Annotated in this window: 25 protein-coding genes; 15 read left to right on the plus strand and 10 right to left on the minus strand. The window is 43.9% G+C overall.

The annotated features are described in order from the left end of the window. Nucleotides 1-30 precede the first annotated feature (30 nt). From secA to IKB69_RS08610, 4 genes are all read left to right on the plus strand, one after another. Nucleotides 31-2,610 carry a preprotein translocase subunit SecA gene (gene secA, locus IKB69_RS08595; protein WP_290948376.1) on the plus strand — a complete coding sequence of 860 codons (2,580 nt, stop codon included), beginning with the start codon at nucleotides 31-33 and terminating at the stop codon, nucleotides 2,608-2,610. Then, nucleotides 2,610-3,893 (plus strand): ABC transporter permease, encoded by a 1,284-nt coding sequence (locus IKB69_RS08600; RefSeq protein ID WP_290948378.1) that lies wholly within the window; start codon nucleotides 2,610-2,612, stop codon nucleotides 3,891-3,893. Before secA ends, IKB69_RS08600 begins: the two co-directional genes overlap by 1 nt. Nucleotides 3,894-4,047: 154 nt before the next feature. Then, on the plus strand, nucleotides 4,048-4,296 hold the full coding sequence (locus IKB69_RS08605; RefSeq protein ID WP_290948380.1) for an RNA-binding protein: 249 nt from the start codon (nucleotides 4,048-4,050) through the stop codon (nucleotides 4,294-4,296). Between the two features lie 36 nt (nucleotides 4,297-4,332). After that, nucleotides 4,333-4,914 carry an alpha/beta hydrolase gene (locus IKB69_RS08610; RefSeq protein ID WP_290948382.1) on the plus strand — a complete coding sequence of 194 codons (582 nt, stop codon included), beginning with the start codon at nucleotides 4,333-4,335 and terminating at the stop codon, nucleotides 4,912-4,914. Here IKB69_RS08610 and IKB69_RS08615 read toward each other — a convergent pair. From IKB69_RS08615 to IKB69_RS08640, 6 genes are all read right to left on the minus strand, one after another. Beyond that, nucleotides 4,901-5,440 carry a DUF2147 domain-containing protein gene (locus tag IKB69_RS08615; protein WP_290948384.1) on the minus strand — a complete coding sequence of 180 codons (540 nt, stop codon included), beginning with the start codon at nucleotides 5,438-5,440 and terminating at the stop codon, nucleotides 4,901-4,903. The two genes, IKB69_RS08610 and IKB69_RS08615, sit on opposite strands and share 14 nt — an antisense overlap. A 4-nt stretch (nucleotides 5,441-5,444) precedes the next feature. Beyond that, nucleotides 5,445-5,954 carry a YhcH/YjgK/YiaL family protein gene (locus tag IKB69_RS08620; RefSeq protein WP_290948386.1) on the minus strand — a complete coding sequence of 170 codons (510 nt, stop codon included), beginning with the start codon at nucleotides 5,952-5,954 and terminating at the stop codon, nucleotides 5,445-5,447. A 9-nt stretch (nucleotides 5,955-5,963) separates the two neighbouring features. Continuing rightward, nucleotides 5,964-7,607, minus strand: coding sequence for a lactate permease LctP family transporter (locus IKB69_RS08625; RefSeq protein WP_290948517.1), 1,644 nt, complete (start codon nucleotides 7,605-7,607; stop codon nucleotides 5,964-5,966). 127 nt (nucleotides 7,608-7,734) lie between these two features. After that, entirely contained in the window at nucleotides 7,735-9,336 is a 1,602-nt protein-coding gene (traF, locus tag IKB69_RS08630; RefSeq protein WP_290948388.1) for a conjugal transfer protein TraF, read from the minus strand. 56 nt (nucleotides 9,337-9,392) lie between these two features. Beyond that, entirely contained in the window at nucleotides 9,393-10,781 is a 1,389-nt protein-coding gene (locus IKB69_RS08635) for a class II 3-deoxy-7-phosphoheptulonate synthase (RefSeq protein ID WP_290948390.1), read from the minus strand. Nucleotides 10,782-10,836: 55 nt separating this feature from the next. After that, nucleotides 10,837-11,634, minus strand: a complete 798-nt coding sequence (locus IKB69_RS08640) for a TSUP family transporter (RefSeq protein ID WP_290948392.1) — start codon at nucleotides 11,632-11,634, stop codon at nucleotides 10,837-10,839. Nucleotides 11,635-11,815: 181 nt separating this feature from the next. Between IKB69_RS08640 and gatC the strand changes: the two genes are divergently transcribed. After that, on the plus strand, nucleotides 11,816-12,094 hold the full coding sequence (gene gatC / locus IKB69_RS08645) for an Asp-tRNA(Asn)/Glu-tRNA(Gln) amidotransferase subunit GatC (RefSeq protein ID WP_290948394.1): 279 nt from the start codon (nucleotides 11,816-11,818) through the stop codon (nucleotides 12,092-12,094). Between the two features lie 27 nt (nucleotides 12,095-12,121). Next, nucleotides 12,122-14,944, plus strand: coding sequence for an excinuclease ABC subunit UvrA (gene uvrA, locus IKB69_RS08650; RefSeq protein ID WP_290948395.1), 2,823 nt, complete (start codon nucleotides 12,122-12,124; stop codon nucleotides 14,942-14,944). 150 nt (nucleotides 14,945-15,094) lie between these two features. Here uvrA and IKB69_RS08655 read toward each other — a convergent pair whose 3' ends face one another. Both IKB69_RS08655 and IKB69_RS08660 read right to left on the minus strand, forming a co-directional pair. Further along, a complete protein-coding gene (locus IKB69_RS08655; RefSeq protein ID WP_290948396.1) occupies nucleotides 15,095-15,553 on the minus strand; it encodes a tRNA (cytidine(34)-2'-O)-methyltransferase in 459 nt (152 codons plus the stop codon). Between the two features lie 17 nt (nucleotides 15,554-15,570). Further along, nucleotides 15,571-16,125 carry an LPP20 family lipoprotein gene (locus tag IKB69_RS08660; protein WP_290948397.1) on the minus strand — a complete coding sequence of 185 codons (555 nt, stop codon included), beginning with the start codon at nucleotides 16,123-16,125 and terminating at the stop codon, nucleotides 15,571-15,573. Nucleotides 16,126-16,248: 123 nt separating this feature from the next. On the opposite strand from IKB69_RS08660, the gene trpS reads away from it, so the two are divergent. From trpS to IKB69_RS08675, 3 genes are read left to right on the plus strand one after another with little or no spacing between them, the layout of a single operon-like run. Further along, nucleotides 16,249-17,238: a tryptophan--tRNA ligase gene (trpS, locus tag IKB69_RS08665; protein WP_290948398.1), complete on the plus strand. Its 990-nt coding sequence runs from the start codon at nucleotides 16,249-16,251 to the stop codon at nucleotides 17,236-17,238. Nucleotides 17,239-17,243: 5 nt separating this feature from the next. Then, on the plus strand, nucleotides 17,244-19,025 hold the full coding sequence (locus tag IKB69_RS08670; RefSeq protein ID WP_290948519.1) for an extracellular solute-binding protein: 1,782 nt from the start codon (nucleotides 17,244-17,246) through the stop codon (nucleotides 19,023-19,025). Between the two features lie 27 nt (nucleotides 19,026-19,052). Then, on the plus strand, nucleotides 19,053-19,268 hold the full coding sequence (locus tag IKB69_RS08675; protein ID WP_290948399.1) for a hypothetical protein: 216 nt from the start codon (nucleotides 19,053-19,055) through the stop codon (nucleotides 19,266-19,268). Between the two features lie 239 nt (nucleotides 19,269-19,507). Here IKB69_RS08675 and IKB69_RS08680 read toward each other — a convergent pair whose 3' ends face one another. Further along, complete coding sequence (locus IKB69_RS08680; RefSeq protein ID WP_290948400.1) at nucleotides 19,508-20,227, minus strand: outer membrane beta-barrel protein; 720 nt, start codon at nucleotides 20,225-20,227, stop codon at nucleotides 19,508-19,510. A 131-nt stretch (nucleotides 20,228-20,358) separates the two neighbouring features. Here IKB69_RS08680 and IKB69_RS08685 point away from each other — a divergent pair, with 131 nt between their 5' ends. The 5 genes from IKB69_RS08685 to IKB69_RS08705 are packed head-to-tail and all read left to right on the plus strand — an operon-like array spanning nucleotide 20,359 to nucleotide 24,708. After that, nucleotides 20,359-21,090: a ThiF family adenylyltransferase gene (locus IKB69_RS08685; protein ID WP_290948401.1), complete on the plus strand. Its 732-nt coding sequence runs from the start codon at nucleotides 20,359-20,361 to the stop codon at nucleotides 21,088-21,090. A gap of 2 nt (nucleotides 21,091-21,092) precedes the next feature. Then, nucleotides 21,093-21,266, plus strand: coding sequence for a hypothetical protein (locus tag IKB69_RS08690; RefSeq protein ID WP_290948402.1), 174 nt, complete (start codon nucleotides 21,093-21,095; stop codon nucleotides 21,264-21,266). 42 nt (nucleotides 21,267-21,308) lie between these two features. Further along, complete coding sequence (locus IKB69_RS08695; protein WP_034577937.1) at nucleotides 21,309-22,175, plus strand: carbon-nitrogen hydrolase; 867 nt, start codon at nucleotides 21,309-21,311, stop codon at nucleotides 22,173-22,175. Between the two features lie 44 nt (nucleotides 22,176-22,219). Beyond that, nucleotides 22,220-23,551, plus strand: coding sequence for a Na+/H+ antiporter NhaC family protein (locus IKB69_RS08700; RefSeq protein WP_290948403.1), 1,332 nt, complete (start codon nucleotides 22,220-22,222; stop codon nucleotides 23,549-23,551). Between the two features lie 8 nt (nucleotides 23,552-23,559). Next, nucleotides 23,560-24,708 carry a capsular biosynthesis protein gene (locus IKB69_RS08705; protein ID WP_290948404.1) on the plus strand — a complete coding sequence of 383 codons (1,149 nt, stop codon included), beginning with the start codon at nucleotides 23,560-23,562 and terminating at the stop codon, nucleotides 24,706-24,708. A gap of 15 nt (nucleotides 24,709-24,723) precedes the next feature. Here IKB69_RS08705 and IKB69_RS08710 read toward each other — a convergent pair whose 3' ends face one another. Then, on the minus strand, nucleotides 24,724-24,879 hold the full coding sequence (locus IKB69_RS08710) for a hypothetical protein (RefSeq protein WP_290948406.1): 156 nt from the start codon (nucleotides 24,877-24,879) through the stop codon (nucleotides 24,724-24,726). Between the two features lie 24 nt (nucleotides 24,880-24,903). On the opposite strand from IKB69_RS08710, the gene IKB69_RS08715 reads away from it, so the two are divergent. Further along, complete coding sequence (locus IKB69_RS08715) at nucleotides 24,904-26,343, plus strand: TrkA C-terminal domain-containing protein (RefSeq protein ID WP_290948408.1); 1,440 nt, start codon at nucleotides 24,904-24,906, stop codon at nucleotides 26,341-26,343. Nucleotides 26,344-26,360: the final 17 nt, after the last annotated feature.

Here is a 26,360-nt window from a genome sequence, read left to right on the forward strand (position 1 = left end):
AATTTTTATTAATTTTCTTAAGGTTTTACGATGATAAAAACGATTTTTGGCTCTCTTTTTAGCAGTAGAAATGACAAGCTTGTTCGCTCCTATCAAAAGCGTGTAAATGCTATCAATGCCCTAGAATCTACTTTTGAAGCACTAAGTGATGCGGAGCTACAAAGGCGATTTGCGGAGCTTGGAGTACGCGTGCGTGAAAATGGGGAAAGCTTAGATTCTGTGCTTAATGAGAGCTTTGCTATTACCAGGGAAGCAAGCAAGCGTACGCTTAATATGCGACATTTTGATGTGCAGCTTATTGGTGCTATGGCTTTGCATAATGGACGGATTGCTGAGATGAAAACAGGCGAGGGAAAAACTCTTGTAGCCACACTTGCAAGCACGCTTAATGCCCTAACAGGTGAGAGCGTGCATATCGTAACGGTTAATGACTATTTAGCCAATCGTGATGCACAAGAAATGCGCCCGCTGTACGAATTTTTGGGATATAGTGTGGGGATACTGACTGCTAGTGTTACAGAAGAAGAGCGGATTGCTATGTATGCGTGCAATATTGTCTATGGCACAAATAATGAATTTGGTTTTGATTATTTGCGTGATAATATGAAATACGACCTTAATCAAAAGGTGCAACAGTCCCACGCTTACGCGATTGTAGATGAGGTAGATTCTATCTTAATTGATGAGGCGCGCACACCACTTATTATTTCTGGTCCAGTTAATCGCAAAATGGAGCATTATACTAAGGCAGATTCTGTCGCTAAACAGATGAAAGTTGAAGAAGATTTCACAATTGATGAGAAAAATCGCGTGATTCTAATCACAGAAGATGGTATCAAAAAGGCAGAAAAGCTTTTTGCCATAGAAAATCTATACAGCATAGAAAATGCCAGCTTATCACACCATTTAGATCAAGCTTTGAAAGCTAACTTTCTCTTTTTTAAAGACCAAGATTATGTGATCCAAGAAGGTGAAGTAGTGATTGTTGATGAATTTACCGGTAGACTATCTCAAGGCAGACGCTTTAGCGAAGGCTTGCATCAAGCCTTAGAGGCAAAGGAGAAAGTTGCCATTAAAGAAGAGAGTCAGACACTAGCAGATATTACTTTCCAAAATTACTTCCGTTTATATACCAAACTCTCTGGTATGACAGGCACGGCACAGACAGAAGCGAGCGAGTTTTTGCAAATCTATAATTTGGAAGTTGTCTCAATCCCCACAAATCTCCCCGTACAGCGCAAAGATCTTAATGACTTAATTTACAAAAGTGAGCGCGAGAAGTTTAATGCTGTGCTTGCCAAGATCACAGAGCTTTATGCCAAAGGGCAGCCTGTGCTTGTGGGCACAGCAAGTATTGAAAAAAGCGAGCTTTTACACAATCTCTTAAAACAAGCCAAAATCCCCCACACCGTGCTTAATGCCAAGCAGCATACAAAAGAATCTGAAATTATTAAAGATGCTGGACTTAAGGGCTCAGTTACTATTGCGACAAATATGGCAGGGCGCGGGGTAGATATTAAAATCGATGAAGAAGTGCGCGCGCTAGGGGGGCTTTATATCATCGGCACAGAGCGACACGAAAGCAGGAGGATAGATAACCAGCTACGCGGACGGTCCGGGCGACAGGGAGATCCGGGAGTGAGCCAGTTTTATCTAAGCTTAGAGGATGCGTTGCTAAGGATCTTTGGGAGCGACAAACTAAAGGGTATTATGGAGCGATTGGGACTAAAAGAGGGCGAGCATATAGAATCTGGACTTGTTACGCGATCAGTACAGAATGCGCAAAAAAAGGTTGAGAATCTACACTTTGAGTCTCGCAAGCACTTGCTCGAGTATGATGATGTAGCAAATGAGCAGCGAAAAAGTGTATATAAATTCCGCGATGAGCTTTTAGATTCTAGCTTTGATATGAGTGAGCGTGTGGAGCAAAATCGCCTAACAGCCTTGCAAGAGTGCTTCGATCAAGCTCGAAGCCATAGTCAAGGCGATATGCAAGCGCTTTTGCAAACATTGGAAAAAATCTTGCAAGAAGAGTTTGGCTACCAGAATCTAAGTAGCCATATTGCTAATATTGATGACATAGATGAGAGTGTTTTGTTTGAAGAGACAAGCAGAGTACTACAAGCAAGTTACGAGAGCAAAATGGCTGGGGTAGGAGAGAGTCGCAATGAGATTGAGCGCATTATCTATCTACAAACGCTTGATACACTTTGGCGTGAGCATCTCTACGCAATGGATACACTAAAGACAGGGATTTCTCTGCGTGGGTACAATCAAAAAGATCCACTTGTAGAGTATAAAAAGGAGAGCTATGGTCTATTTTTAGAGTTTATTGAGCAGGTGAAAACTCAGGCGATAAAAACTCTGCATATCATCCAAATCAAAGAGCCAGAATCCACCAAAGCCCAAACTCAAGAGGTATTAAGTGATTTGGCTCAAACAAGTGGTGAGCTGCGTTACAACAGCCAAGCTATTGAGCAAAATCTCACACAAGAGGACTTTGGGCAAAAAAAGATAGCGCGCAATGACCCTTGCCCCTGTGGTAGTGGGAAAAAATACAAGCTCTGCCACGGCAGAAGCGGACCAAAAAAAGGAATGCTAGCGCAATAATGAGTAAGCAAATTGCCATAAACCAACCAGCTACAAGCTCTACCAAGGGTGTACCTACGCACGCTCTTGTTAGATTTTTACACAGGAAGTTTTTGCGCTTTGATAAAAGCCAGCCATTTATTTCTATCACGGCGGTTTTGGCGTTTTTGGGCATTGGGGTTGGTGTGATGGTGCTAATTGTGGCAATGGCGATTATGAATGGTATGAGCAAGGAGTTTGAAAAGCGATTATTTGTGATGGGCTACCCGCTCACAATTATCTCACTTCAGCAAAAGGGCATTACACAAGATTTAGTTCAAGATTTGGAAGAGAATTTTCCAGCCTTAAGCTTTAGCCCCTATCTCTATATGCAAGCAGTTGCTAGAGTCAATGGTGCGATGGAAGCTGCGGTGCTCTTTGGCGTAGATCCTGACAAGGAAGCTGCGATCAACCCGGTGTTTGCTAAGGCTTTGCCACTAGAATCTAGGCAGAGTTTCATTGATGAGAAATTCTCACTTATGATTGGCAAGTCTTTAAGTGATGCGCATTTTTTAATGTATGGAGAAAAGATCGCATTGTTTTTCACGAGTCTTGAGCCAGCGGGGCTTACCCTTAGTCCAACAATGAAGCGATTTAGCGTAGCAGGCGTGTTTAGCTCTGGGATTAGCGCGTATGATTCTGCTTATATGTATGCTAATCTCTCTGCACTAGCGGCGATTAAGAAGCTTCCGCAAGGTTTATATGATGGTGTGCATATCCACTCTAAAACACCTATGCAAGATAAGCAGAATCTCCGCGAATATTTGGAGAAAAGAGGGATTTATCATATTGGTGTAGAGGGGTGGTGGGAGCGCAATAGCAATTTGTTTGCCGCAATGGATTTAGAAAAGAATGTTCTATTCATTGTGCTTATGCTTATAATTCTTATGGCAAGTTTAAATATTATTAGCTCACTTTTGATGGTAGTGATGAATAGGAGAAAAGAAATAGCCTTGCTGTTGAGTTTAGGTGCCAGTACTGCTGAGGTGCGGAAGATTTTTTTCTTGCTGGGGATAAGCATTGGACTTGGTGGGATTGTTTTTGGCGTAGTGCTAAGTGGGGTAGTGCTTTTTGTGTTAGATACTTTTCCTATTATCACGCTTCCAGCGGATGTATATGGGGTTAGCAAACTGCCTTTAGATGTAAGTGTGTTGGATTTTTGTGCGACTTTGGTGGGGGCGGTGTGTATCGTGTGTTTTTCATCGTATTACCCAGCTAAAAAAGCCGCCCAAATCAACGCTCTTAGTGTCTTGCGTAATGAATAATGCGCGTTGCTCCACATTGCTTTTACTAAACTTTAAGCACAAAAAGCATACCATATGCACACTTCTAATTTACATTTGAGTGGTTTTTGCTGGATTCTTGTTGAGAGTTTGTAAGCCATCATTGCAGTTAGAGAAACTACTTTTTGGAGATAAAATGAAAAGTATCTATGTCGGTAATCTCCCTTACTCTACGACAAATGAGCAGATGATCGAACTTTTTGGGCAATTTGGTGCTGTAAGCTCTGTGAAGCTTATCAACGACAGAGAAACCGGCAGAGCAAAGGGCTTTGGCTTTGTTGAAATGGAAGATGAAGAAGCACTCAAGGCTATTAGTGCGCTTGATAACACGGAGTTTATGGGCAGGAAGCTTCGTGTCAATGAAGCCAACCCACGCCGAGCATAGCTTAATATTTCAACTATTTCTACGAGCGGACATAGTGTGGGAGTGAGAATCTACATTATCCACGGCTTTGATTCTAGTCCAGAGAAAAACTGGTTTCAGTGGTTAGCTAGAGAGCTTAGCAAATGTGGTATTTCTACAAAGGTGCTGTGCTTACCTAATCCAAAGAGTCCAAGCCCCAATCAATGGACGCAGGCTATTTGTGAGCAAGTGCGTGCTGATGGCGAGATCGGTGATCGTGTGTATTTTGTCGCTCATAGTCTTGGGTGCATTGCCACCTTGCGTTTTATTGAAACACTAGATTCTTGTGTAAGAGTTGGTGGCGTGGTGCTTGTGGCTGGATTTTGCGAGATGATATCGACTTTGCCAGAGCTTTCACCTTTTGTAGATTCCCCACTTCAAAGTGAGAAAATTAAGCAAATTGTGCTTCGTAGAGCTGTGATTAGCGCGCGTGATGATATGATCGTGCCTTTTAGCTTGAGCCAGAATCTAGCAGAAATGATTGGTGCGGATTTTATCGCTAGGGATGAGGGAGGGCATTTTATGGATAGCGATGGGTTTAGGGAGTTCCCTTTGGTGTATGATGTATTACTTACACAGATTCCACCTACTTGTCTCTAAGTGTTTCTAAGGCTTGCTGTTTATCGATCGGGTGTAGGTCGTAGTCGAGTACTTGTGCCTCGCTAAGTCGCTCCCACAAGAGGCTTTTGCTAAGGATGTGGTGGCTATCTATGGCGAAGTCCAAGTGTAAATCACCATTTGCTAGAATTCTGCCTTTTGTATAGTAGGTCGCACAATTTTGGAAGTTGTATGAAGTCCCACCATGAAGTTTTGTATCATTTATAGTGAGATTTTGTAGAAATATGACTTTTTTATCTAGGCGTGATTGCAGGCTTTTGTCTGGATTGCAGATATCATAATTTGCTGTTGTGCTACCATCGAGATTTTTTACACCATAGGCAAATAGCTTGCCATTATGGACAAACACATATACATACCCACCTTTAAAGTTAAGAAAATTAGGCACTTTATAGAATCCATCTAGGCAAACGGATAAAGCTTCTTGTTTGAGACATTGATCAAATGTCAGTGGTCCAGCCCATACGCTCATACATAAAGCTAGGTGGTAAAGTAAGGTGCGTGGCATACGGCTAGAATCTAGGTGTCAGTAAATCCACGGGGACCTTTACTACACTTTTATAGACAGGCTTTATTCCTAGGGATTCTGCCCCAAGCCCACCAGAATGCACATCATAAGGAAAAAACACCGCAAGCATTCCAGCACTAAGGTGAAGAGTTGAGCTACGCTTTGGTGTGTGGTAGGTGGCTATGTCCTTTTGTACATCATAAGTATCTTTTATGACACAATCACTAGCAACAGCGATAGAAAATATTTCTTCTCCTTGGACAACTAATTGCAAATCGACATATTTCCTATGTGTTTCATAAAAAGCTTTGGATAAATCTTTAAGGTGGTAAGACTGCTCAATGGCAAATGCCCCAGAATCTAGCTGGATCTTTTGCTCACCAGAAGTGGAGAGAATGCGCTCAAACTCACAGCTCCCCTTTGTGCAGGCATTACTAAGATATGTATAAATACCGAGCAAAGCCTGTGTATGCAGTATCTTCCTCATATCGCAAAGCTTGCCGACAAATGCCATATTTTGCCTTTAGGGGATCAGCCATTGCATATAAAAGGCAATAGCGTAAGTAAAAATCCCAATACCAATGACAAATAAAATAGAGTATTTTACCGTGAAGCGGAAAAGCTCGGATTCTTTTCCAGCTAGCCCCACTGCTGCACAAGCGATAGCGATACTTTGAGGGCTGATCATTTTTCCTACAACACCACCCACGGAGTTTGCTGCAAGGAATAATACTTCGTCGACCTTAAGCTGCTGGGCGGTTAGCTGCTGCAATGTGCCAAAAAGAAGATTGGAGCTTGTATCGCTTCCTGTTAGGAAAACGCCTATCCAGCCGACAATTGGAGAGAAGAATGCAAAAGCACTGCCTGTTTGCGAGAGAGCTAGGGCAAGTGTAGCAGAGATGCCACTGTAATTAGATACAAAGGCAAAACCCACAACCAAAGCAATAGTAAGAATCGCCCATTTCATTTCATTAAGCGTTTCACCAAAGGTTGCTATCGCTGTGCCAAGCTTAATGCGCAAAAGAGGGATAGTGATCAATGCCACGATGAAAATTGAAGTTCCTGTGGCATTGATGATGGGAAGTTCAAAAAGTGATTTCACCGCTTTTGCCTTTTTGACAGCTGGCTCAACTTGGATCACTTCTTTTAAGCTTGCGAAGTCAAATTTAAATACCATAGATGCAAGAGCTCCAGAGCCGACAAACAGGCTCTTAAACCACCCTGCTGTCCAAATCAAAATCACGCCAATGAGTAGCACAAATGGTAGCCAAGCAAGGATAATGTCCTTTGTGCTGTGCTTCTTAATTTCTAGTTTGGAGCTACTACCCACAGATTCATCAAATTTGAAGATATTTTTAGGTTGCCAGAATCGCAAAAATACCGCCACGCATATAATAGACACAACTGCTGATGCAATATCTGGCAACTCAGGTCCGCTATATACGGCTGTTAAATATTGCACGACTGCAAAGCTTCCTCCAGCTACTAGAGCCACGGGCCAGGTCTCTTTCACACCTTTTAGTCCATTCATCAAAAACACTAAGAAAAATGGCACAAAAAGCGAGAGTGGTGGGAGCATATGTCCAGCCATCGCAGAAATCTCAGTAGCAGGCACATTGACCGCCCCAGCCATCGCAGTGATCGGCACACCTACTGCACCAAATGCCACAGGCGCAGTATTGGCTATAAGGCAAAGCCCAGCTGCATAGAGTGGGCGAAGCCCAAGTCCAACAAGCAGAGCTGCTGTGATAGCCACAGGTCCACCAAAGCCAATCGCACCCTCTAAAAACGCGCCAAAGCAGAATCCTATCAAAATCACTTGGATTCTTTGATCTGGCGTGATAGCGATAATAGATTCTCGCAAAATATCAAAATACCCAGATTTGACCGTGAGCTTGTAGAGAAAAATTGCCGCAATGATAATCCAAGCAATAGGCCATAGCCCATAAAGCGCACCATAAGCAAAGCTCCATAGAGCTTTATCCATAGGCATTTCATAGACAAAAATAGCAATGACAATCGCGCTTATCACGGTTAAAGCCCCGGCCCAGTGCCCCTTGAGCTTTAGCACAAGCAGAGAGATAAAAAACACGACAATAGGTATAAGTGCGACAAGCGCGCTTAGCCAAGCATTCCCTAATGGGTCATAGGTTTGATTCCACATAATAGATCTCCTTCAGGTGTGCAAAAGAGCTTAAACTTTAGCATATTTCTTAAGGCGTTACAAAGCCTAAAGCGTAGAGTTGCACAAAATTGGTATAAAGTGGTAAAAAATTAACACTTAGCCACTGCGCCTACCAGCTAAAGCCACCCCCGACTTTTACAAGCAAATAACTTGGCACTGCAATCCCAGAGCCCGCAATTTCGTGACTTAGATGCAAATTGCTTTGCACAGCTATATCAAAAAATCCAAGCAGATTAATGCCCCCTGTTAGGATCATCCCCTCATCGCCATTGTTGCGGAAGTCATACATTGCGCCCAGTCGTAAATCTATTATTTTAAGATCAATGAGTATCCCACCACCAGCCACCTGTGATTTAGGGCGCATAAGCGAGATGGTGTCATTAGGCATTAGATCAATGTCTCCTGCTAGCACGATTTTGTCATTAAGCCAGCCATAGCTCACCCCTGCGCGTATCTGGGTGTTAAGCTTTATCATCGTGCCGGTTTTGGCATCAGTTTTGATTTTTGGCATATTGAGATTTTTGGCTACAAAGCCTAAGGTAAGATTTTTGGCAAATCGTGGGGCATAGGCTAGCCCAGCATCAATCCCAAAGGTATGCGTTTGAGCGATACCATCAAATGTTGGGTTTATGTCTTTTGTTATAGTGTTGAAGCTCCCTTCTTTATCGTATCCATATCCTGTCCCAAAGATATATTTAGCATTTAAACCTAGTGCAATATCACCTAGAGATGTTTCAAAAAGATGTCCATACCCTAGCGGTATTTCGGCAATCGCTATACTGCTAAGATGGAGCTGGTGCTTTGCTTGATCGCTTAAGATGGAGTGGTTATCAAATTGACCGCTGGATTGTGTGAGTGTAATTCTATCTTTTGTGAAAGTAACTTTGAGCTCTTGACTATTATTTTTTATAATCACTTGATTATGAGTGGGGTCAATTTTTGCTGTTGCGCTTATAAAAGCACTGGGCATGATGCCAAGACTTATTGTCCCGCGCTTTTTCTTTGAGCCGATGTTAAATATAACCCCATTTTGTGTGCTTAGAGAGAAGTCGTTTTTATTAATCATTTCATTAAGTGTAATCATATCTGTAACAAATCGATTGAGACTAGGATCGCTTCCTGTCTGGAGAGATATGCCACTACCAAGCGTGGTAAGCAAACTTGGTAGATCACTGGGAGAGCCACTTCCTCCCCCACCACCACCACTAGTACCATTACCAAATTTGTCCACCAAGCTTCCTATATTGTCAGGATCGACACTTGTGATCAGTCCCGCAAGCAGTGCGGCACTCAAAGGATCGTTGCCAAGAGAAGATAGCAGAGCATCTTTAATTTCTGCGGGGGGCTTTTTTTTGAGCTCATCTACCCCACCAGCACTTTGTACTATACTTTGAAAAGCACTACTACTACTACCACTACTAAAAAGCTTTGCTAGTTGATTGGGCATATCTGTGAGATTGTCTATATCGATGGAAGCAGCGCGAGAGAGATTAGTTTCTTTATATCCTATACCAAAGCTATAAGCAAAGCCGGATCTTTTGCTCATCGCAAGGAGAGCTGGGTTGTAGTAGAGAGCCCATTGAGAGTTTCTGAGCGCGACCCCAGCCCCACCAATCCCAGCGGAGACATTGCCCATTTGCCCAAATTCTAGCGCACTAAGAGCACTAGAACCTAGCAGAATTGATGTGATAGTAATGCATCGCAGAGTCATTGTATCTCCAAGATTCTAGGATATAGATTTTCTAAATCGTCCATTTGAACAACGCTTTAAGCAATAAATGAGCCACTATCGATATTGCGCTCTTTTAGGATCTCAGCGACCAAAAATGCAAGCTCGATTGACTGCGTGGCATTAAGCCTTGGGTCACACTGTGTGGAGTAGCAGCTAGCGAGATTTGCCTCTGTGATGGCTTGTGAGCCACCTACACACTCTGTAACATCAGCACCTGTCATTTCTAGATGGATTCCACCTGCGATACTACCGCAGGCTTTATGGATTGTAAAAAAACTTTTAACCTCGCTTAAGATCTTATCAAATGCGCGTGTTTTGTAGCCATTGCTGGCTTTGATTGTGTTTCCATGCATTGGGTCGCAGCTCCACAAAATCGCACGCCCTTCTTTATGCACACTCTCTAAAAGTTTGGGGAAGTTTTTTTCTATCAAATCTGCCCCCATACGCACGATGAGATTAAGCCTGCCCGGCTCATTGTGTGGGTTTAGAATATCGCAGATCCCTAGAATCTCATCTTTTGTCGCACTAGGTCCGATCTTCACGCCTACTGGGTTCTCCACACCGCGCAAAAACTCCAAATGCGCCCCATCAAGATCGCGCGTGCGCTCGCCTATCCATAGCATATGTGCGCTACAGTCATACCATTTGCCACTTAGGCTATCTTGGCGCACAAGCTGCTCTTCATAGTTTAGTAGCAGGGCTTCGTGGCTTGTGTAGAACTCTGTGGTTTTTAGCGTGGGGGTGTTGCTAGAATCTATCCCGCAAGCACTCATAAAGCCTAATGCTTGGGTTATGGACTCTGCTAGCTTCTCATATTTTTGCCCTAGGGGATTGGACTTGACAAAATCTAGATTCCAGCGATGCACTTCATTTAAGTCTGCTAGCCCTCCGCTAGCAAATGCGCGCAGGAGATTGAGTGTAGCAGAGCTTTGGTGGTAGGCTTGAAGCATTCTTTTTGGACTAGGCTCTCTAGCATCATCATTGAAGGCTAGGGCATTGATAATATCGCCTCGATAGCTTGGCAGAGTCACGCCACCAACTTCTTCAGTCTCTGCGCTTCTAGGCTTAGCAAACTGCCCTGCCATACGACCGACCTTGATGATAGGACAGCTTCCAGCAAAGGTTAGAATCGCACCCATCTGGATAATAAGCTTAAATAAATCTCGTATCCCAGAGCCACTAAACTGCGAGAAGCTCTCCGCGCAATCACCTCCTTGTAGCAAAAATGCTTTGCCTTGCTGGGCTTGCGCAAAGCGAGCTTTAAGCATTCTTGCTTCTCCGGCGAATACTAGTGGAGGGTAGGAGGCAAGCTCGGCTTCAGTGGATTCTAGCATAGCGGTGTCGCGGTAGGTGGGAGTCTGCTTAATGGGGAGAGTGCGCCAAGAGCGCTTGTCCCAAGGTTTAGAAGTTGTATGCGCCACCATAGTAGTCCTTAAGTGAATATATACTTTATGTTATGTGTGCGCGTATTGTAGCATACTAGAATTTATATTGCACAAAGAGTGAGATAAACATTATCATAAAGACTGCGACCACCATAATGCGCACGATTTTTGCTCCTTTTTGCAATGCGAGCTTTGATCCTAGATAGCCTCCAAGCATATTGCATACTATTAGTGGAAGTGCTAGCAGATACAGCACGCTTCCACTTAGGATGAAAGCAAGCAAACTGCCCAGCCCAGAGCCTAGGTTAATAAGCTTCGCGCAGCCACTTGCATAGAGCAGATCCATATGTAAAGCCATATAAAACCCCATTATAAGAAAGCTCCCCGTCCCCGGACCAAAGTAGCCATCATAAAAGCCTATGCTAAGCGATAAAAGCGGTGTGATGAGAAATATGTCTTTTGGACTAAAGTGGATTCTACCTTGGCGAAATCTCTTTGGCGCGAGTGCTAGGAGCGCGGCTATGGGGAGTAGGAGTAGGATGATGTCTTTTAGCGCGCTTTGGCTTGTAAGGATCACTGCCTTTGATCCGATATATGCGCCAATGGTGGAAAAGACAATGCCAACTAGCACGATACGCCATAAGACTTTCTTGTGGGTGATGAAGTTGAAGCTCGCAATCGCTGTGCCAAAGACTACGATGAATTTATTTGTCCCAAGTGCTAGATGTGGTGGAATCCCTGCTAGAAGCAAGCTAGGCGTGGAGATGAAGCCCCCTCCTCCAGCGATAGAATCCACAAACCCAGAGAGAAAAAATGCCACACACAGCACAAGTAGTACCCACTCCCACTGTGCTCCAAGATAGCTGCTAGCATATAGGCTAAGGTTTGGCATTGATACTCCTTAAAGATTTGAAGCAAGGGTATTGATAAGGCTTTGCGTGAGTGTTTTCTACAACCCTAGAATCCACTTGCACTTAGATTCTAGCGTATCGCAGAGATTTGCCTAGACTCTGCTATAATTGCGCCTTTGGATTCTAGCCTATCTTAGCTAAAGTTTATGTAAGGAGTGTGTGATGGTGATTGATGAGCTGCTTTTAGAGAAGTTGCAGCGACTTGCGATGATTGAATTAAGTAGTGAGGAAGCCAAAGAAGTGGCGAGTAATCTTAATGAAATTTTAAGCTTTATTGATAATCTCTCTAGTGTTAATACCAACGACATAGTCTTAAGCAATACTGCTAAGACTCCTTTGCGTGATGATGTGCCTAAAGATTCTACTATCGCTCAGAGTGTGCTAGAAAACGCCCCTAAAGCACAAGATGGATTTTTCATCGTGCCAAAGATTATCGAATAGCCTGAAATCTACTTTTAGAGAAGCACTATGCAAGAATACATAGAAATCATCGGCGCAAGGGAGCATAATCTCAAGAATATCCACCTAAAAATCCCCAAAAACAAGCTTGTAGTATTTACGGGACTTAGCGGCAGTGGGAAAAGCACCCTTGCTTTTGACACACTCTATGCTGAAGGGCAAAGGCGATATATAGAGTCGCTCTCAAGCTATGCTAGGCAGTTCTTAGACAAAGTAGGCAAACCCAATGTCGATAAAATCAACGGACTTACTCCAGCCATAGCCATTGATCAAAAAACTACAAGCAAAAACCCTCGCTCCACTGTTGGCACAATCACAGAGATTTATGACTATCTTCGCTTGCTATATGCGCGCGTAGGCACGCAACATTGTCATTTGTGTGATAAGCCTATTTCTTCTATGACTTCTAGTGATATTATTAATCAAGTGTTAGCTTTGCCAAATGAAGCGAAAATACTCATTCTCGCCCCCATTGTGCGAGAGAAAAAAGGTAGCTTTGCTGATAAAATCCAAGAGTTGCGGCAGAAGGGCTTTGTGCGCGCATATATTGATGGTGTGATGGTGCGGCTTGATGAAGAGATCGAGCTTGTAAAGACTAAGAAGCATAGTATAAAGATCATCATTGATAGAGTGCAAAATACTCAAGAAAACTCCACGCGCATAGCCCAAGCAGTGGAGAGAGCCCTGCAAGAATCTTTTGGTGAGGTAGAGATAGAATACACCCTTGATGAGAAACACCACTTAATCCACTATTCCGAGCATTTTGCTTGCTTTGATTGCAAGGTGAGCTTTGAGCCCCTTGAGCCACTAAGCTTTTCCTTTAACTCCCCTAAGGGTGCTTGTGAGAGTTGCTCTGGGCTAGGGAGCAAATACAGCATTGATTTAAAAAAGATTTTAAACACTTCTTTACCACTCAATGATGGTGGTATAAAAGTCATCTTTGGCTTTAATCGCAATTATTATGCCGAGCTATTTAAGGCTTTTTGTGCGCACTATGGTATTGATAGTGCAAAGAGCTTTGATGAGTTAGATAAAACTAAGCAAAACACCTTGCTTTATGGCGGAAGCGAAGAAGTGGAGATCATTTGGCGCAATAGTGCGATGAAGCGTCCGTGGAAAGGGATTTTACAAATCGCGTATGATATGTTTAAAGATGAGCGCGATTTACACGACTATATGAGCGAAAAGTCCTGCGATACTTGCGGGGCAAACCGCTTAAAGCTCGAGTCTCTAAGCGTAAAAGTCGCAGGTAAAGGTATAGGCGATGTGATCACAATGCCCATTGAAGAAGCATATGAGTTTTTTTCTAATGCAAGCAACTTCGCCTACTTTAGTAAGCAACAAAGCTTTATTGCTGCGCCGATTTTGCGTGAGATCGTGGAGCGATTATTTTTCCTTGTGGATGTGGGGTTAGGCTATCTTACTTTGCGCAGAGATGCGCGCACCATTAGTGGAGGGGAGAGCCAGCGCATACGCATAGCCAGTCAAATAGGAAGCGGGCTTACAGGCGTGCTCTATGTGCTAGATGAGCCAAGTATAGGACTGCACGAGCGCGACACACTAAAGCTCATTAAAACCCTGCGCAACCTACAAGAAAAGGGTAATTCTGTCATTGTCGTAGAGCATGATAGAGAGACAATTTTACACGCGGATTTTATTGTCGATATCGGTCCGGGTGCTGGGGCTTTAGGCGGGGAAGTGATTTATAGTGGAAATCTTGCAGGTATGCTTAAAGCTAACACGCTTACAGCAGATTTTATCAATCGCAAGCGCGACATCTCCTACCAAACTAATCGTAAAAAAGAGCAGTGGCTCTCTATCAACAATGTCTCTATCAACAACATCAAAAACCTTAGCACCAAAATCCCCTTGCAAAACTTCGTTTGTGTAACAGGCGTGAGTGGCAGTGGGAAAAGCTCTTTAATCCTACAAACCCTGCTTCCCGTAGCTCAAGAGATTTTGAATAATGCGCGCAAGATTAAAAAATGCGATGGTGTGGAGATTATAGGGCTAGAGCATTTAGATAAAGTCATCTACCTTGATCAAAGCCCTATAGGTCGCACTCCAAGGAGTAATCCAGCTACCTACACAGGCACGATGGATGAGATCCGCGCGGTATTTGCGCAGACAAAAGAGGCAAAGATTCTAGGATTTGGGGTGTCGCGCTTTAGCTTTAATGTGCGAGGAGGACGGTGTGAAAAATGCCAAGGAGAAGGCGAGATCACCATAGAAATGCACTTTTTGCCAGATGTGATGGTCAAATGCGATCTGTGCCAAGGTAGCAAATACAATGCTCAAACCCTGCAAGTCAAATACAAAGGCAAGTCCATAGCCGATGTACTAGCAATGAGCGTTGATAGCGCGTGTGAGTTTTTCGCTAAGCTTCCTAGAATCCATCAAAAGTTACAAACCTTGCAAGATGTGGGGTTGGGCTATATCACTCTAGGGCAGAATGCCACGACACTAAGTGGGGGGGAAGCACAGAGAATCAAACTTGCTAAAGAGCTAAGTCGCAAAGATACAGGGCGCACGCTTTATGTGCTAGATGAGCCTACCACAGGACTACACTTTGGCGATGTGGATAGACTAACAAAAGTGCTACACCATCTTGTAGAGCTGGGCAATAGTGTGATTGTTGTTGAGCATAATTTGGATCTTATAAAAAACGCGGATTATATCATTGATATGGGACCAGAAGGTGGCGATAAGGGGGGCGAGGTCATCTTAGCAGGCGATGTAGCAAGCTTTGTAAAAGCCGCGCCAAAATCTCGTAGCTACACAGCAAAGTTCTTGGCTAAAGAGCTAGAAGAGCAGAAAAATAAGCCAAAGTAGATTCTAGTGTGGATGTGGGGCTACGGATTCTATTGCGACTATGGATATTTGTGGCAAGGCTTCTTTATACTAGAATCTAGCTTTACAAAGTCTGGATTCTAGGGGGCTCTATTCTTTATAGGCTTACACTAGAATCTAGCTTGATGGATTCTAGGCTTTGCAAGAAAGTTGGCGTAGTACTTCATAAGCGACGACCCCAACACTTGTAGAGAGATTAAGGCTACGCGCGTGGCTTGCCATAGGGATTGTTAGGCACTGCTTGTTGTTTGCATTTAAGATACTTTCGCTAATACCCGCATCTTCGCGCCCAAAGTAGAGAAAGCACTCTTGGTCGAAATGCGCTTGGTAGTAAGGCTTATTTGCTTTAGTCGTTAGGAAAAAGTGCCTAGAGTCTAGCGGATATTGCGCCCAAAAATGCTCCAAGCTATCCCACTCACATTTTTGCAAATACTGCCAATAATCTAGTCCAGCACGCTTGAGAGACTTCTCGCTAAGGCAGAATCCAAAAGGGTGGATGAGATGAAGTGTAGCATTTGTGGCGACACAGAGCCTACCGATATTCCCTGTGTTTTGAGGGATTCTAGGCTCTATTAAGATGATATGAAGCATAGCGCATTTAAAGTGAGCTATCCTCTTGTAGGACCATCAATAATATCATCGACAGCTTGAGAGAGCGCAGCAGCGGCAGCTTTGTCAAGAGATTTGGAGTTTAGCAGATTGCTTTTTAGCAAATCGGTGTTGAGCTTTTGGATTTTAACAAGCACCCATAGTGTGCCATCTTTGCTTACCCACTTATTAGTGATCTTTGAGCCTGCTAGCACTTGATCGACACTATTGCGGATAGCTTGCACAGCTTCTTGATTGACACTATTTTCATCGCTTGTGGCAAGCTCTTTGTATTTGCTCTCAATTCTTGTAGAAATCTGTGTAGCAAGCTCCACGCGTGCTGCCGCTCCTGCTTGTGTAGTGGCGAAGTTTAGGTTGTTATTTTTGACCTTCGCGCTTCCTGTAGCACTAAGCAAGTCATTGTTAGATTCTATCACCCAAGCAGGCGCGCCCTCTAGTGAAGCGTTGATTTCTTTGTTATCGCCTAAACCCTTTTTACAGCCATTGATCCCAAGTATTGATATAAGCACAAGGCTAGCAAGCGCACCAAGTTTCAAAGAAGCAGAAAATTTCATAAAGATCCTTTTATGCAAGATTCTAGGATTATAAAATATATTTGTTAATGGCAGCTTTAAAGGAGTTTGATTATAATTCGCACCTTTAACACTATATAAAACATAGAGATATAAAGGATTCTTATGGCAAATAAGCGGCGCGTTTTTTCTGGTATCCAGCCCACAGGTTCAATCCATTTGGGTAATTATCTAGGTGCGATTAAGCAATGGGTGGATTCCCAAGAGCAGTATGAAAATATTTTTTGCGTGGTGAATTCCCACGCTATTACCACAAAGCAAGACCCCAAGGAGTTAAGGGCAAAAACCTATGAGCTTGTGGCAATGCTTCTAGCGTGCGGGATTGATAGTGAGAGATCTAGCCTTTTTATCCAAAGTGAGATCGATGAGCACGCAGCACTTGCGTGGATTTTAGACTGCAATATCCCTATGGGCGATATGAGTCGTATGACGCAGTTTAAAGATAAGTCCAGCAAGAATCCAAAAAATATCAATGTGGGACTTTTCAACTACCCAGCTCTTATGGCAGCAGATATTTTGCTCTATCAAGTCGATGGTGTGCCAGTAGGGGAGGATCAAAAGCAGCATTTAGAACTTACGCGTGATGTCGCCACGCGCTTTAATCGCGACTTTGGCGAGTGCTTTACAATCCCTAGCCCAATTATTCCGCAAATTGGCGCGCGCGTGATGGGGCTTGATGACCCAGAATCTAAAATGAGCAAATCCACTAAAGGCGAAAATCATGCGATATTTTTGCTCGATAGTAAAGAAGCCATTGTGCGCAAATGTAAAAAGGCAGTAACAGACTCTAGTGGGATCATTGCCTTTGATACACAGCGCGCAGGGATTTATAATCTTCTAAGTATTTATCAAGCTCTAAGTCAGCAGAGCAAAGAGCAGATAGAGGAGCATTTTTCTGGCAAAGGCTATGGTGCGCTAAAGCTTGAGTTAGCAGATATGCTAGTAGCCACACTAGAGCCAATCCAAAAGCGTTATGAGCAGCTTATTAGCGATAAGGCATATTTGCAAAATATCTTAGATACAAGCTTAGAGCGTGTGTGCCCCATTGCTAAAGCCACTTACCAAAGAGCCAAAGAGCTTGTAGGGCTTGTGTGAGATTCTTGGGTTTTGTGCTATGGGTGCTAAGCTTGGTGGGCTTGGCTTATGGTGCGCCTTTTATCTCTCTTGATGGGCAGGCTAAATACAGTGATACGAACAGCTTTAAGGCATTTGACTATGCTAATGCAAATGCCTTAAAGGGTGGCATACTTAAAGCACACGCACTAGGGAGCTTTGATTCACTTAATCCTTTTGTCCTGCAAGGACAGAGTGTCGCGGGATTAGAGCTCATCTATGATACGCTAATGGCACAGAGTATGGATGAGCCTTATGCGCAATACGCGCTTGTAGCAAGCGATGTGGTAGTTTCACCAAGCTATGATAGTGTAACTTTCACCATAGATTCTAGAGCGCGCTTTAGCGATGGTGTGGCTATTAGTGCGCAAGATGTGGGCTTTAGCTTTGATATGATGCTACAAAACCCACTCTATAAGCAGTATTACGCAGATATTACAGGCTATGACATACTAGATTCTAGGAAGATCCGCTTTAATTTTGCGACTAGGAACAATAGAGAGCTACCACTAATCCTAGGGCAGCTTAGCATTTTGCCTAGGCATTATTATATGCAAGATGGGCAAAACTCCTATGGTAAAAGTCCCTTACAGATTCCGCTAGGTTCTGGGGCTTATATACTGGCGCGCTATGAAGTGGGCAAGCTTGTAGAATATAGGCGTGATGAAAACTATTGGGCGCGAGATCTCCCTAGTCGCAAGGGGCAGTTTAACTTTGACATCGTGCGCTATGAGTATTACCGCGATGATACTGCGGCGATGCAGGCGTTTTTGCGACATAAATACGACTATCGTCTTGAGAGTACAGCAAAAGTGTGGGCAAAGGCATATAAGCAGAGCATAGACTCAGCTTTTAGTAAGCTTGAAATCCCTCATAGCTTGCCTAGTGGTATGCAAGGTTTTTTTATGAATCTAAGAAAAGAGCCTTTTACAAACCCGCTTGTGCGCAGAGCACTGCTACTCGCCTTTAATTTTGAGTGGAGTAATGAAAATCTATTCTTCTCTCAATATCAGCGTACGACAAGCTTTTTTAACCATTCCGTTTTTGCCTCCACGCCGACTCTAAGCAAAGCGCAGGAAGGACTTTTGCGTGCGTGTAAGGTGGATTCTAGCTCTATGGATCGCCTGCGTAAGCCTTACATTGTTCCAAGTGCGCCAAGCTTGCAAGCAGAGCGGGAGAATCTGAAACTTGCGCGTGATTTGCTGCTCCAAGCTGGCTATGTGGTGCAAAATAATCAAGCCTACAAAAATGGCGTGCCACTGCGCTTTAGCCTACTGCTTGATAACCCAGCCTTCGAGCGACTAGCCATCCGCTATGCAAGAAATCTTAAGCTACTTGGCATCACTATGGAGATACAAAAGCTAGATTCTAGTCAATACGCTAACCGCGTGAAAGACTTTGACTACGATATGATTGTAGGCATCATCCCTCAAAGTCTCTCCCCGGGCAATGAGCAGCGATATTTCTTCGGTAGCTCTAGTGCGCACACACAGGGGAGCAGAAATTATAGTGGCGTGAAATCTGCGCTTGTAGATTGTTTGATAGATAGACTTATCAATGCACGCAGTAGAGATGAGCTAGTCCTTGCTACACGCACGCTCGATCGCGTGCTACTTGATATGGATATAGTCGTCCCACACTACTTCTTACCAAGCTTTCGCCTAGCTATTTGGAGTAATATTGCTATGCCTAAGGTGCAGCCACTCTATGATATTAGCCCCACACTTTGGTGGGATACGCGCTCGCAAGTGGATTCTAGGAGCAGATAGGGTGGTGATATACTAGGGATTTATGCGATGTTGATGCTTGTCCAAATTGTGCATAACAAGCCGCTCTACACTCTCTATGCTCACGAAGTCAAATCCTGCAAAACCCAGCAAATCCTAGACAAAGCGACAAAAAAGCAAAGCCTCAATACAAGCGGCATAATAAATTTATCCACGCACAACAAAAACCACAAACACAACAAGCCCTATTGGACATCGCCCTACACACCGCTAGCAATACAATAATCACACAAGACTTTACTTTCTTGCTCTATGGAAGCTTATTGTGATAAAGAAGATTATTCATTTTAGGTAGAAGCAGATCTCTAGAGCAGCCCTTTGCATATCTGTGTGGATTGCTTCGCCTGCCTGTCAGCTTGTGATGACAGAGTAAGCTAGAATCTAGCCCACTATCATTGCAAGGCTCGCCCCCAAGCGCAACCTATATTTTATACTAGAATCTAATCTAGGGCTTTTGAAGTGGCTTAGAATATGTAGGTATAGCCTACGCTTATGATGAGATTGCGATTTTTATGCTCCCTTAATTGGAGATTATCCTTAAAGCTTGCAGCAATGGTTGGGATACGGAAGTTTAGCTCAGCTCTGTGGTGCTCCCCTATGCCTACTTCAAGCCCGATATTTATTGGTAGGATAAGTCCAGATCCTGCATTAGTCTCTGTGGTAGTAGTTGACCCAGTGTCTATATTCTCTTGACTCTCTGCAAGCGAGCCATAGCCTATACCTAGCCCAGCATAGACCCCAAGGCTTGTCTGACTAAGTTGTAAAAAGTCCCACACTGCTTCGACATTAGCACTGACTTGATGGCTATTGTATGTGGTGTTGTTCCTAGTGCTTGTAGCATCTGTCCCCCCCCCCTGCTGAGAGCTTATTTCATTGGTCCAATATCCATTGACGCCATAGTGGTAGATCGCATAGCCTCTTAGACCAAGCTTTTGGGAGAAGTAGTGTCCATACCCAGCTTTAATCCCTAGGACTGCATAGGGATATCGAGTAGTAGTAGTGGTAGTAGGGTCTTGTTGCTGTTCAGCATTTAGGGTGATAGGATCTATACGCTCGAAGTTTATCCCATAGCCTCCTTCTACGCCGATAAACACCCCGCTCTTGCCCTCCTGTGCATACAAAGTAGCAAGGCAGGCTGCTAGCAATGCGCTTATGCTTAAAACTTTTAGATCCTTTGTGTTCATAAAAACTCCTAGATAAATGATCAAAATGAACCAGGATTGTAATAATCTAAAGTAAATACTATTAATCAAGCACGCACAAATACCAGCATTTCGTGTTATAATCGTGCTTTCATACAATTGCAAGGATTGATATGCAGGGTATCACACAAGCAAATCTACAAGAGTTATCACAAGAAGACATCAAAGATCGTTTTACAAGATCGCGCCTACTTTTTGGCGATAGTTTTGCGCGCTTGCAGCATAAGCGTGTGCTGATTTTTGGAGCTGGTGGGGTCGGGGGATTTGTACTTGATGGGCTTTATCGCTGTGGGGTTACTAGTATTACCATCGTGGATAAAGACTGCTTTGATATAACTAACCAAAACCGCCAAATCGGCGCAGAATCTACTGGCGAAGTTAAAGTTAAGGTGCTAGAGAGAATATATCCGGGTATTGTGGGCATAGAAGCTAAGGTCGATGAGCAGTGGCTAGAAGAGTTTATCGCCACAAGCAATCCTAGCGCGCAGGATCAGTTTTGTAGCTATGATTATGTGGTTGATGCCATTGATGATATTGAAGCAAAGATTCTGCTAGCTAAGGTTTGCGCTTTTATGCCCTATGGGAGATTTGTTTGCTCCACAGGCTCTGCTAAAAAGCTTAATCCAACACATATCAAGGTCGATAGTATTTGGAAAAGCTATGGTGATAGATTCGCAAGGAAACTACGCGATGGACTGAAAAAAGCTGGGGTAAGAAGCGATTTTAAAGCCATCTTCAGCCCAGAGCCACCTAAGTGTAAAGGCTTAGGAAGCTTTAGCGCGGTAACAGCAAGCTTTGGTCTGCAAATCGCAAGCGAAGTGGTAAGAGATATTATAAAGGAGTAAGTATGCTAGATTCTACTAGAGAGCTTGTGCGCGCAAGCTATGATGACTTAGAAGATGAGAGTACAGATACTATCAATGAAGATGAGTGGGAAGAAGAGGAGCAAGAGTGGGAAGATACCTACTCGCAGTATGATAGCGATGACTATGAAGACCCAGATTATGAATATGATGAGTAAGGCAGGGCTATGGCACAAGATATGAGAGATACAAAAGATAGCATAAAAGTCGCTGCCTTACAGCATAGATTCTATGGTAGCAGAGAAGAGACGATTGCCTACATACGCCAAGAAGTGCTAAGGCTTGCTGGGAGCGTAGAGCTAATCGCCTTGCAAGAGCTACACCAAAGTGCGTACTTCTGCCAATATGAGAGTGTGGATCTCTTTGATTTGGCTGAGAGCTTTGAGGCAGATATTGCGCTTTTTAGTGATCTAGCAAAGCAAGCAGGTGTCGTGCTTGTAACTTCGCTTTTTGAAAAGCGTGCCAAAGGCTTATACCATAACACTGCCGTGGTCTTTGAGCGTGATGGTAGCATCGCTGGGAAATACCGCAAAATGCACATCCCTGATGATCCAAGTTTTTATGAGAAGTTTTACTTTACTCCGGGGGATTTGGGCTTTACTCCAATACAAACAAGCGTGGGTAAGCTTGGTGTGCTTGTGTGCTGGGATCAGTGGTATCCTGAAGCAGCTAGGATTATGGCACTAAAGGGCGCGGATTTGCTTATATATCCCACTGCCATAGGATTTACTCCAAGCGATAGCGATGAAGAAAAATCACGCCAGCTACAAGCGTGGCAGATAATCCAGCGTGCTCATAGCGTGGCAAACGCACTCCCGCTTATAGCTATTAATCGCGTGGGTTTTGAGCTAGATTCTAGTGGAGTAGGGGAGGGGATAGAGTTTTTTGGGCATAGTTTTATTAGTGGGGCGCAAGGAGAGATCCTAGCACAAGCACAGAGCGAGCAAGCTAGCTTGGTGTGTGAGATTGACCTAAATCGCACGCAAGATGTGCGGCGTATATGGCCCTTTTTGCGTGATCGTAGGATCGAATCCTACGCGGAGATTTTACAGAGATTTTGTGATTAGCCTAGAATCTAAGTGTGCTTTATGAGAGAGTTGAAGGAATTTAGTTGAGTGATTTTGCTACCTTAGCGACTAATCCCGCTTTGCTTAGTGTGATTGCTATGTGCGTGCTGTGTCTGCTTCGGTGTAATGTGCTCATAGCACTTTTTGCCTCTGCCTTGCTTGCTGGTGTGCTAAGTGGCAGTGCAGTGCAGCAGACGATACAAATCTTTGTCAATGGTATGGGTTCTAAGCTAGAGATCGCGCTTAGCTATATTCTGCTAGGCTTTCTTGCAGTTGCCATTACTCAAAGCAACATTATCACGCTAAGCATTTACAAGCTTACGCAGATATTTCAAAAAGGCACAATAAAAAGCAGTGTGCTTATTTGCCTTGCTATCGCAGCTATCTCTTGCCTTTCGCAAAACCTTATCCCTGTGCATATTGCCTTTATCCCCATTCTAATCCCTCCACTCCTTGGTGTGTTTAATCTCCTAAAAATCGATCGCCGCGCCCTTGCATGCGCGCTCACCTTTGGCTTGAAGTCCCCTTATATCGCGCTTCCTTTGGGCTATGGGCTATTCTTCCACCAAACAATTATTGAGGAGATGAACAAATACGGCTTTGCCATTAGTCTTAGCGATACTGCTTCGGTGCTGTGGATTGGTGGGCTTGCTATGTTGTTTGGGCTGCTTGTTGCAGTATTTGGATTCTATCGCCGTCCTAGAATCTACCGCGAGCAAGTGATTGTAGTGCAGCAAGAGCGCGTGGAAAATATGCGCTTAGGGCTTGCGGATATAAGTGTGATTGTGGGGGCTGTTGTCGCATTTATCGTGCAGCTTAGCACCAATTCTATGCCTCTTGGTGCATTTAGCGGGATTGTGATGATGATCTTAGGTGGTGGGATTAAGTGGAGGGCTATGGACTCGCTTGTGGATAGTGGGCTTAAGCTTATGGGCTTTATCGCCTTTGTTATGTTGCTAGCCGCTGGCTTTGCTAGCGTGCTAGAATCTAGCCAAGCCATCACTCAACTTGTAGAAGCAGGCTCTATGTTTGTAGGTGGCAAGCTTGGAGGGGCAGTGCTAATGATTTTGCTAGGGCTTTTTATCACTATGGGCATAGGCTCTTCCTTTGGCACGATACCAATTATCGCTATTTTCTACTGCCCCTTATGCGCACAGCTAGGCTTTAGTGTAGAGGCGACAATTTTGCTCATAGGCATTGCAGCTGCCATAGGCGATGCTGGCTCGCCTGCATCTGATAGCACCATAGGTCCCACTTCCGGGCTTAATGCCGATGGCAGGCACGATCATATTTGGGATACTTGTGTGCCGACATTTTTAGCCTTTAATATTCCTTTGCTGCTTGCTGGTGTGGTGGGCGCACTGCTTCTAGGCTAGGAGGTTTCTTGCGCCCACATATTGCTATGCTAGCAGACTTTGATACAACCAAGCGACCCCGCCCACATAGAATGATCATTGCGCTGAGAGATATTGCTAGGCTCTTTGTCATTGCTAGAGAAGCAAGCCCCGAAGCAGGCGCACGATGTTTTAGCTTCCCCGCTCCAGAATCTAACGCCCAAACGCGCACCAAAAAGCAAAATGAGCGCATTAAAGCCCTGTGTGATAGCGGTGAGTTTGCTCCGCTTATTTACACTAAAGAGCGCGCGCAAATCCCTGCGCTTTTAGACTCACTCCCTAAGCTTGATTTAATCATTGTTGAAGATATTGCGCTGCTACCTTTTGCGTGTGATTACAAAGAGAAGCACGCTTGTAAGATTCTAGTGGATTTGCGCGAGTTTTACCCACTAGAGTATGAAGATAAGCAGTGGCTAGAAGGGCTTGGAAAGCTTTTTGCCCACTTATGTGCGCAGTATTTGCCAAAGGCTGATGGCTGTCTGTGTGTAAGCGCGCCCATCGCCGCTCGATATTTGCAAGACTTTGGCATTGCAAGCATTCTTTACTACTCGCTCCCGCCCTATCACAATCTCACACCAAGTAAGACTAGCGCGCCAATTCGGCTTATTTATCACGGGCTAATTAGTGAAGAGAGAGGCTCTACTAATCTCCTAGAGCTTGCTAAAGAGCTAGGAGATGGTTATGAGATTTACTGCCAAGTGCTAAGCAATCGCAGTGATTTCTTAGCGCGCTTTATCACTCAAGCAGATCCTATTCCAAACTGCCACATACTCCCACCAGTGAGTCTAGAAGAGATTATCCCTAGCTGTAATGGCTTTGATATAGGCATAATTAGCCTACAAGATACAAGCTTTAACAACAAAAATGCTATGCCAAATAAGCTTTTTGAATATATCCAAAGCAGGCTTTGTGTGGTAGCAACACCGCTAGATTCTATCAAGGAGTTTTTCGCGCATTATGAAGTGGGCATAACTTCCAGCGATTTTAGTGCTAGCTCTATAGCGCACGCCGTGCGCTCTTTATCGATTGCACAAATTATGGCGTATAAAAGCCGCGCCCATAGCTATGCAAAAGAGCTGAGTCTAGATAGCAATGCCAAAAAAGCGCGCCAAATCGTGCGAGACTTACTTGCCAAATAGTGCCACAAGACTCCATCAAGTGGATTCCACGCTAGAATCTTGGCTAGATTCTAGCTCTTTGTCATCGTAAGACTTGCTAAAGCTTAGGCTTAAAGTGCTAGTGCATAGGATAGGTGTAAGCTTTTGGTATAATGCCAGCACCCCAAAGTTAAAAGTGTTTAGTTCGCTCAAAGATAGCTTTATTAAGGATTGTATGTGAAAAAAGTCGTGCTTGTGCTTGATGGTGTCGTTGGTAAGGTGTTTCTTAACTCGGTGCTAGAAAAATACTTTAGCAACAATCTCTACATTGTCATTGTCAAAGACTCTGCAATGATACCAGAGAAGTTTCCAAGCTCCTTTAGCTTCCATAACTTTGATCCCACTTCCCAATACCACCTTGCGCAAGTGTTTGATGAGCATAGAAGTCTAGATCTTAGTGATGTGGTTGTGATTATGGAAGATAGCAAGCAAGCTGGGGCGGTGTTTAAGATCGTGCGCAAAATCTGCAAGGAGGCGCGTATTGTTACACTCTCTAGCATAGGAGATGAGAGCTTGCAGCACGATGATCACGCTATATTTCTTGATGATGCAGAGATTATCGCAGGGCAGTTTATCTCAAGGCTTCCCAATGTCCCCATTATCCCTCGTGGCTTTGGGTTAGGGCAGGGCGAGATTATGGAAGTTGGCGTGCCATTTGGGAGCATGTTTGCTTATCGGCATATCGGTTCTATCCAGCAGAAAAACTATAAAATCGTTGGAATCTATCGCAATAATGAATTTCTTTTAAGCACATTTTCACTAGTGATACAGCCCCAAGATGTTGTGCTCGTCGCAGGTGATCCAAAAACACTGCGCAATATTTATAAGCAAATCAAATCCGACATAGGGCAGTTTCCCTCACCCTTTGGGCGTGATATTTATGTCTATGTGGATATGCTAGCCCAAGATTCTAGCGCGATTATGCGCGACATTACTCAAGCGATCTATCTCCACAGCCTTATCCGCTCGACTAAGCTCTTTATCATCGTGCTAAATCCCGCTGACTTCGCTACAATCTATGAGATCAAAGAGCTTTGCAAGCAAGATTCTAGCATTATGCTCAAGTTTGATTATGCTAACACCAGCTTCATTGAGCGGCTTGATGTGGATTGCACTAAAAAAATCGGGCTAATCATCGTAGGCATAGAGCTTTTTGCCAAAAAGTCTCACCGCAAGGCACTCTACCGCACCTCCACTCCTGTGCTAAAAACCGCTGCATTTCCACTAGATCAATGCAAGCAAAACTTAGTAATCATCAATGAAGAAATGAATGCAGGAGAAAATATCTCAAGCGTGATTTTTGATATAGCGATCCAAATGAATATCGATATACACGCCTATGACTTTGAGCCAGATGGCAGGCATCAAAATGCTATCATCAAAGACTATGAAGCACTTGGTAGAAGCTTTGGGAAAAAGGTCGTAGTTACAAAAACCATGAGCAAGAATCCTATATTCTATCTCCAAGAGCTAAAAGAGCCAGTGTTGCATTTCTTGCCATTTGAGCAGTGTATCGCTAGATCAAGAGCATTTGCCTTTTTCTCCACCAAGGCAGAGCGACTTTCCTTGCTACTAAATACACACCCACAAATGCTTATCCCCATAGGCTCACACTAGAATCTAAAGCATTTCAA

This window comes from Helicobacter sp. (assembly GCF_017502485.1).
GTDB lineage: Bacteria > Campylobacterota > Campylobacteria > Campylobacterales > Helicobacteraceae > Helicobacter_B.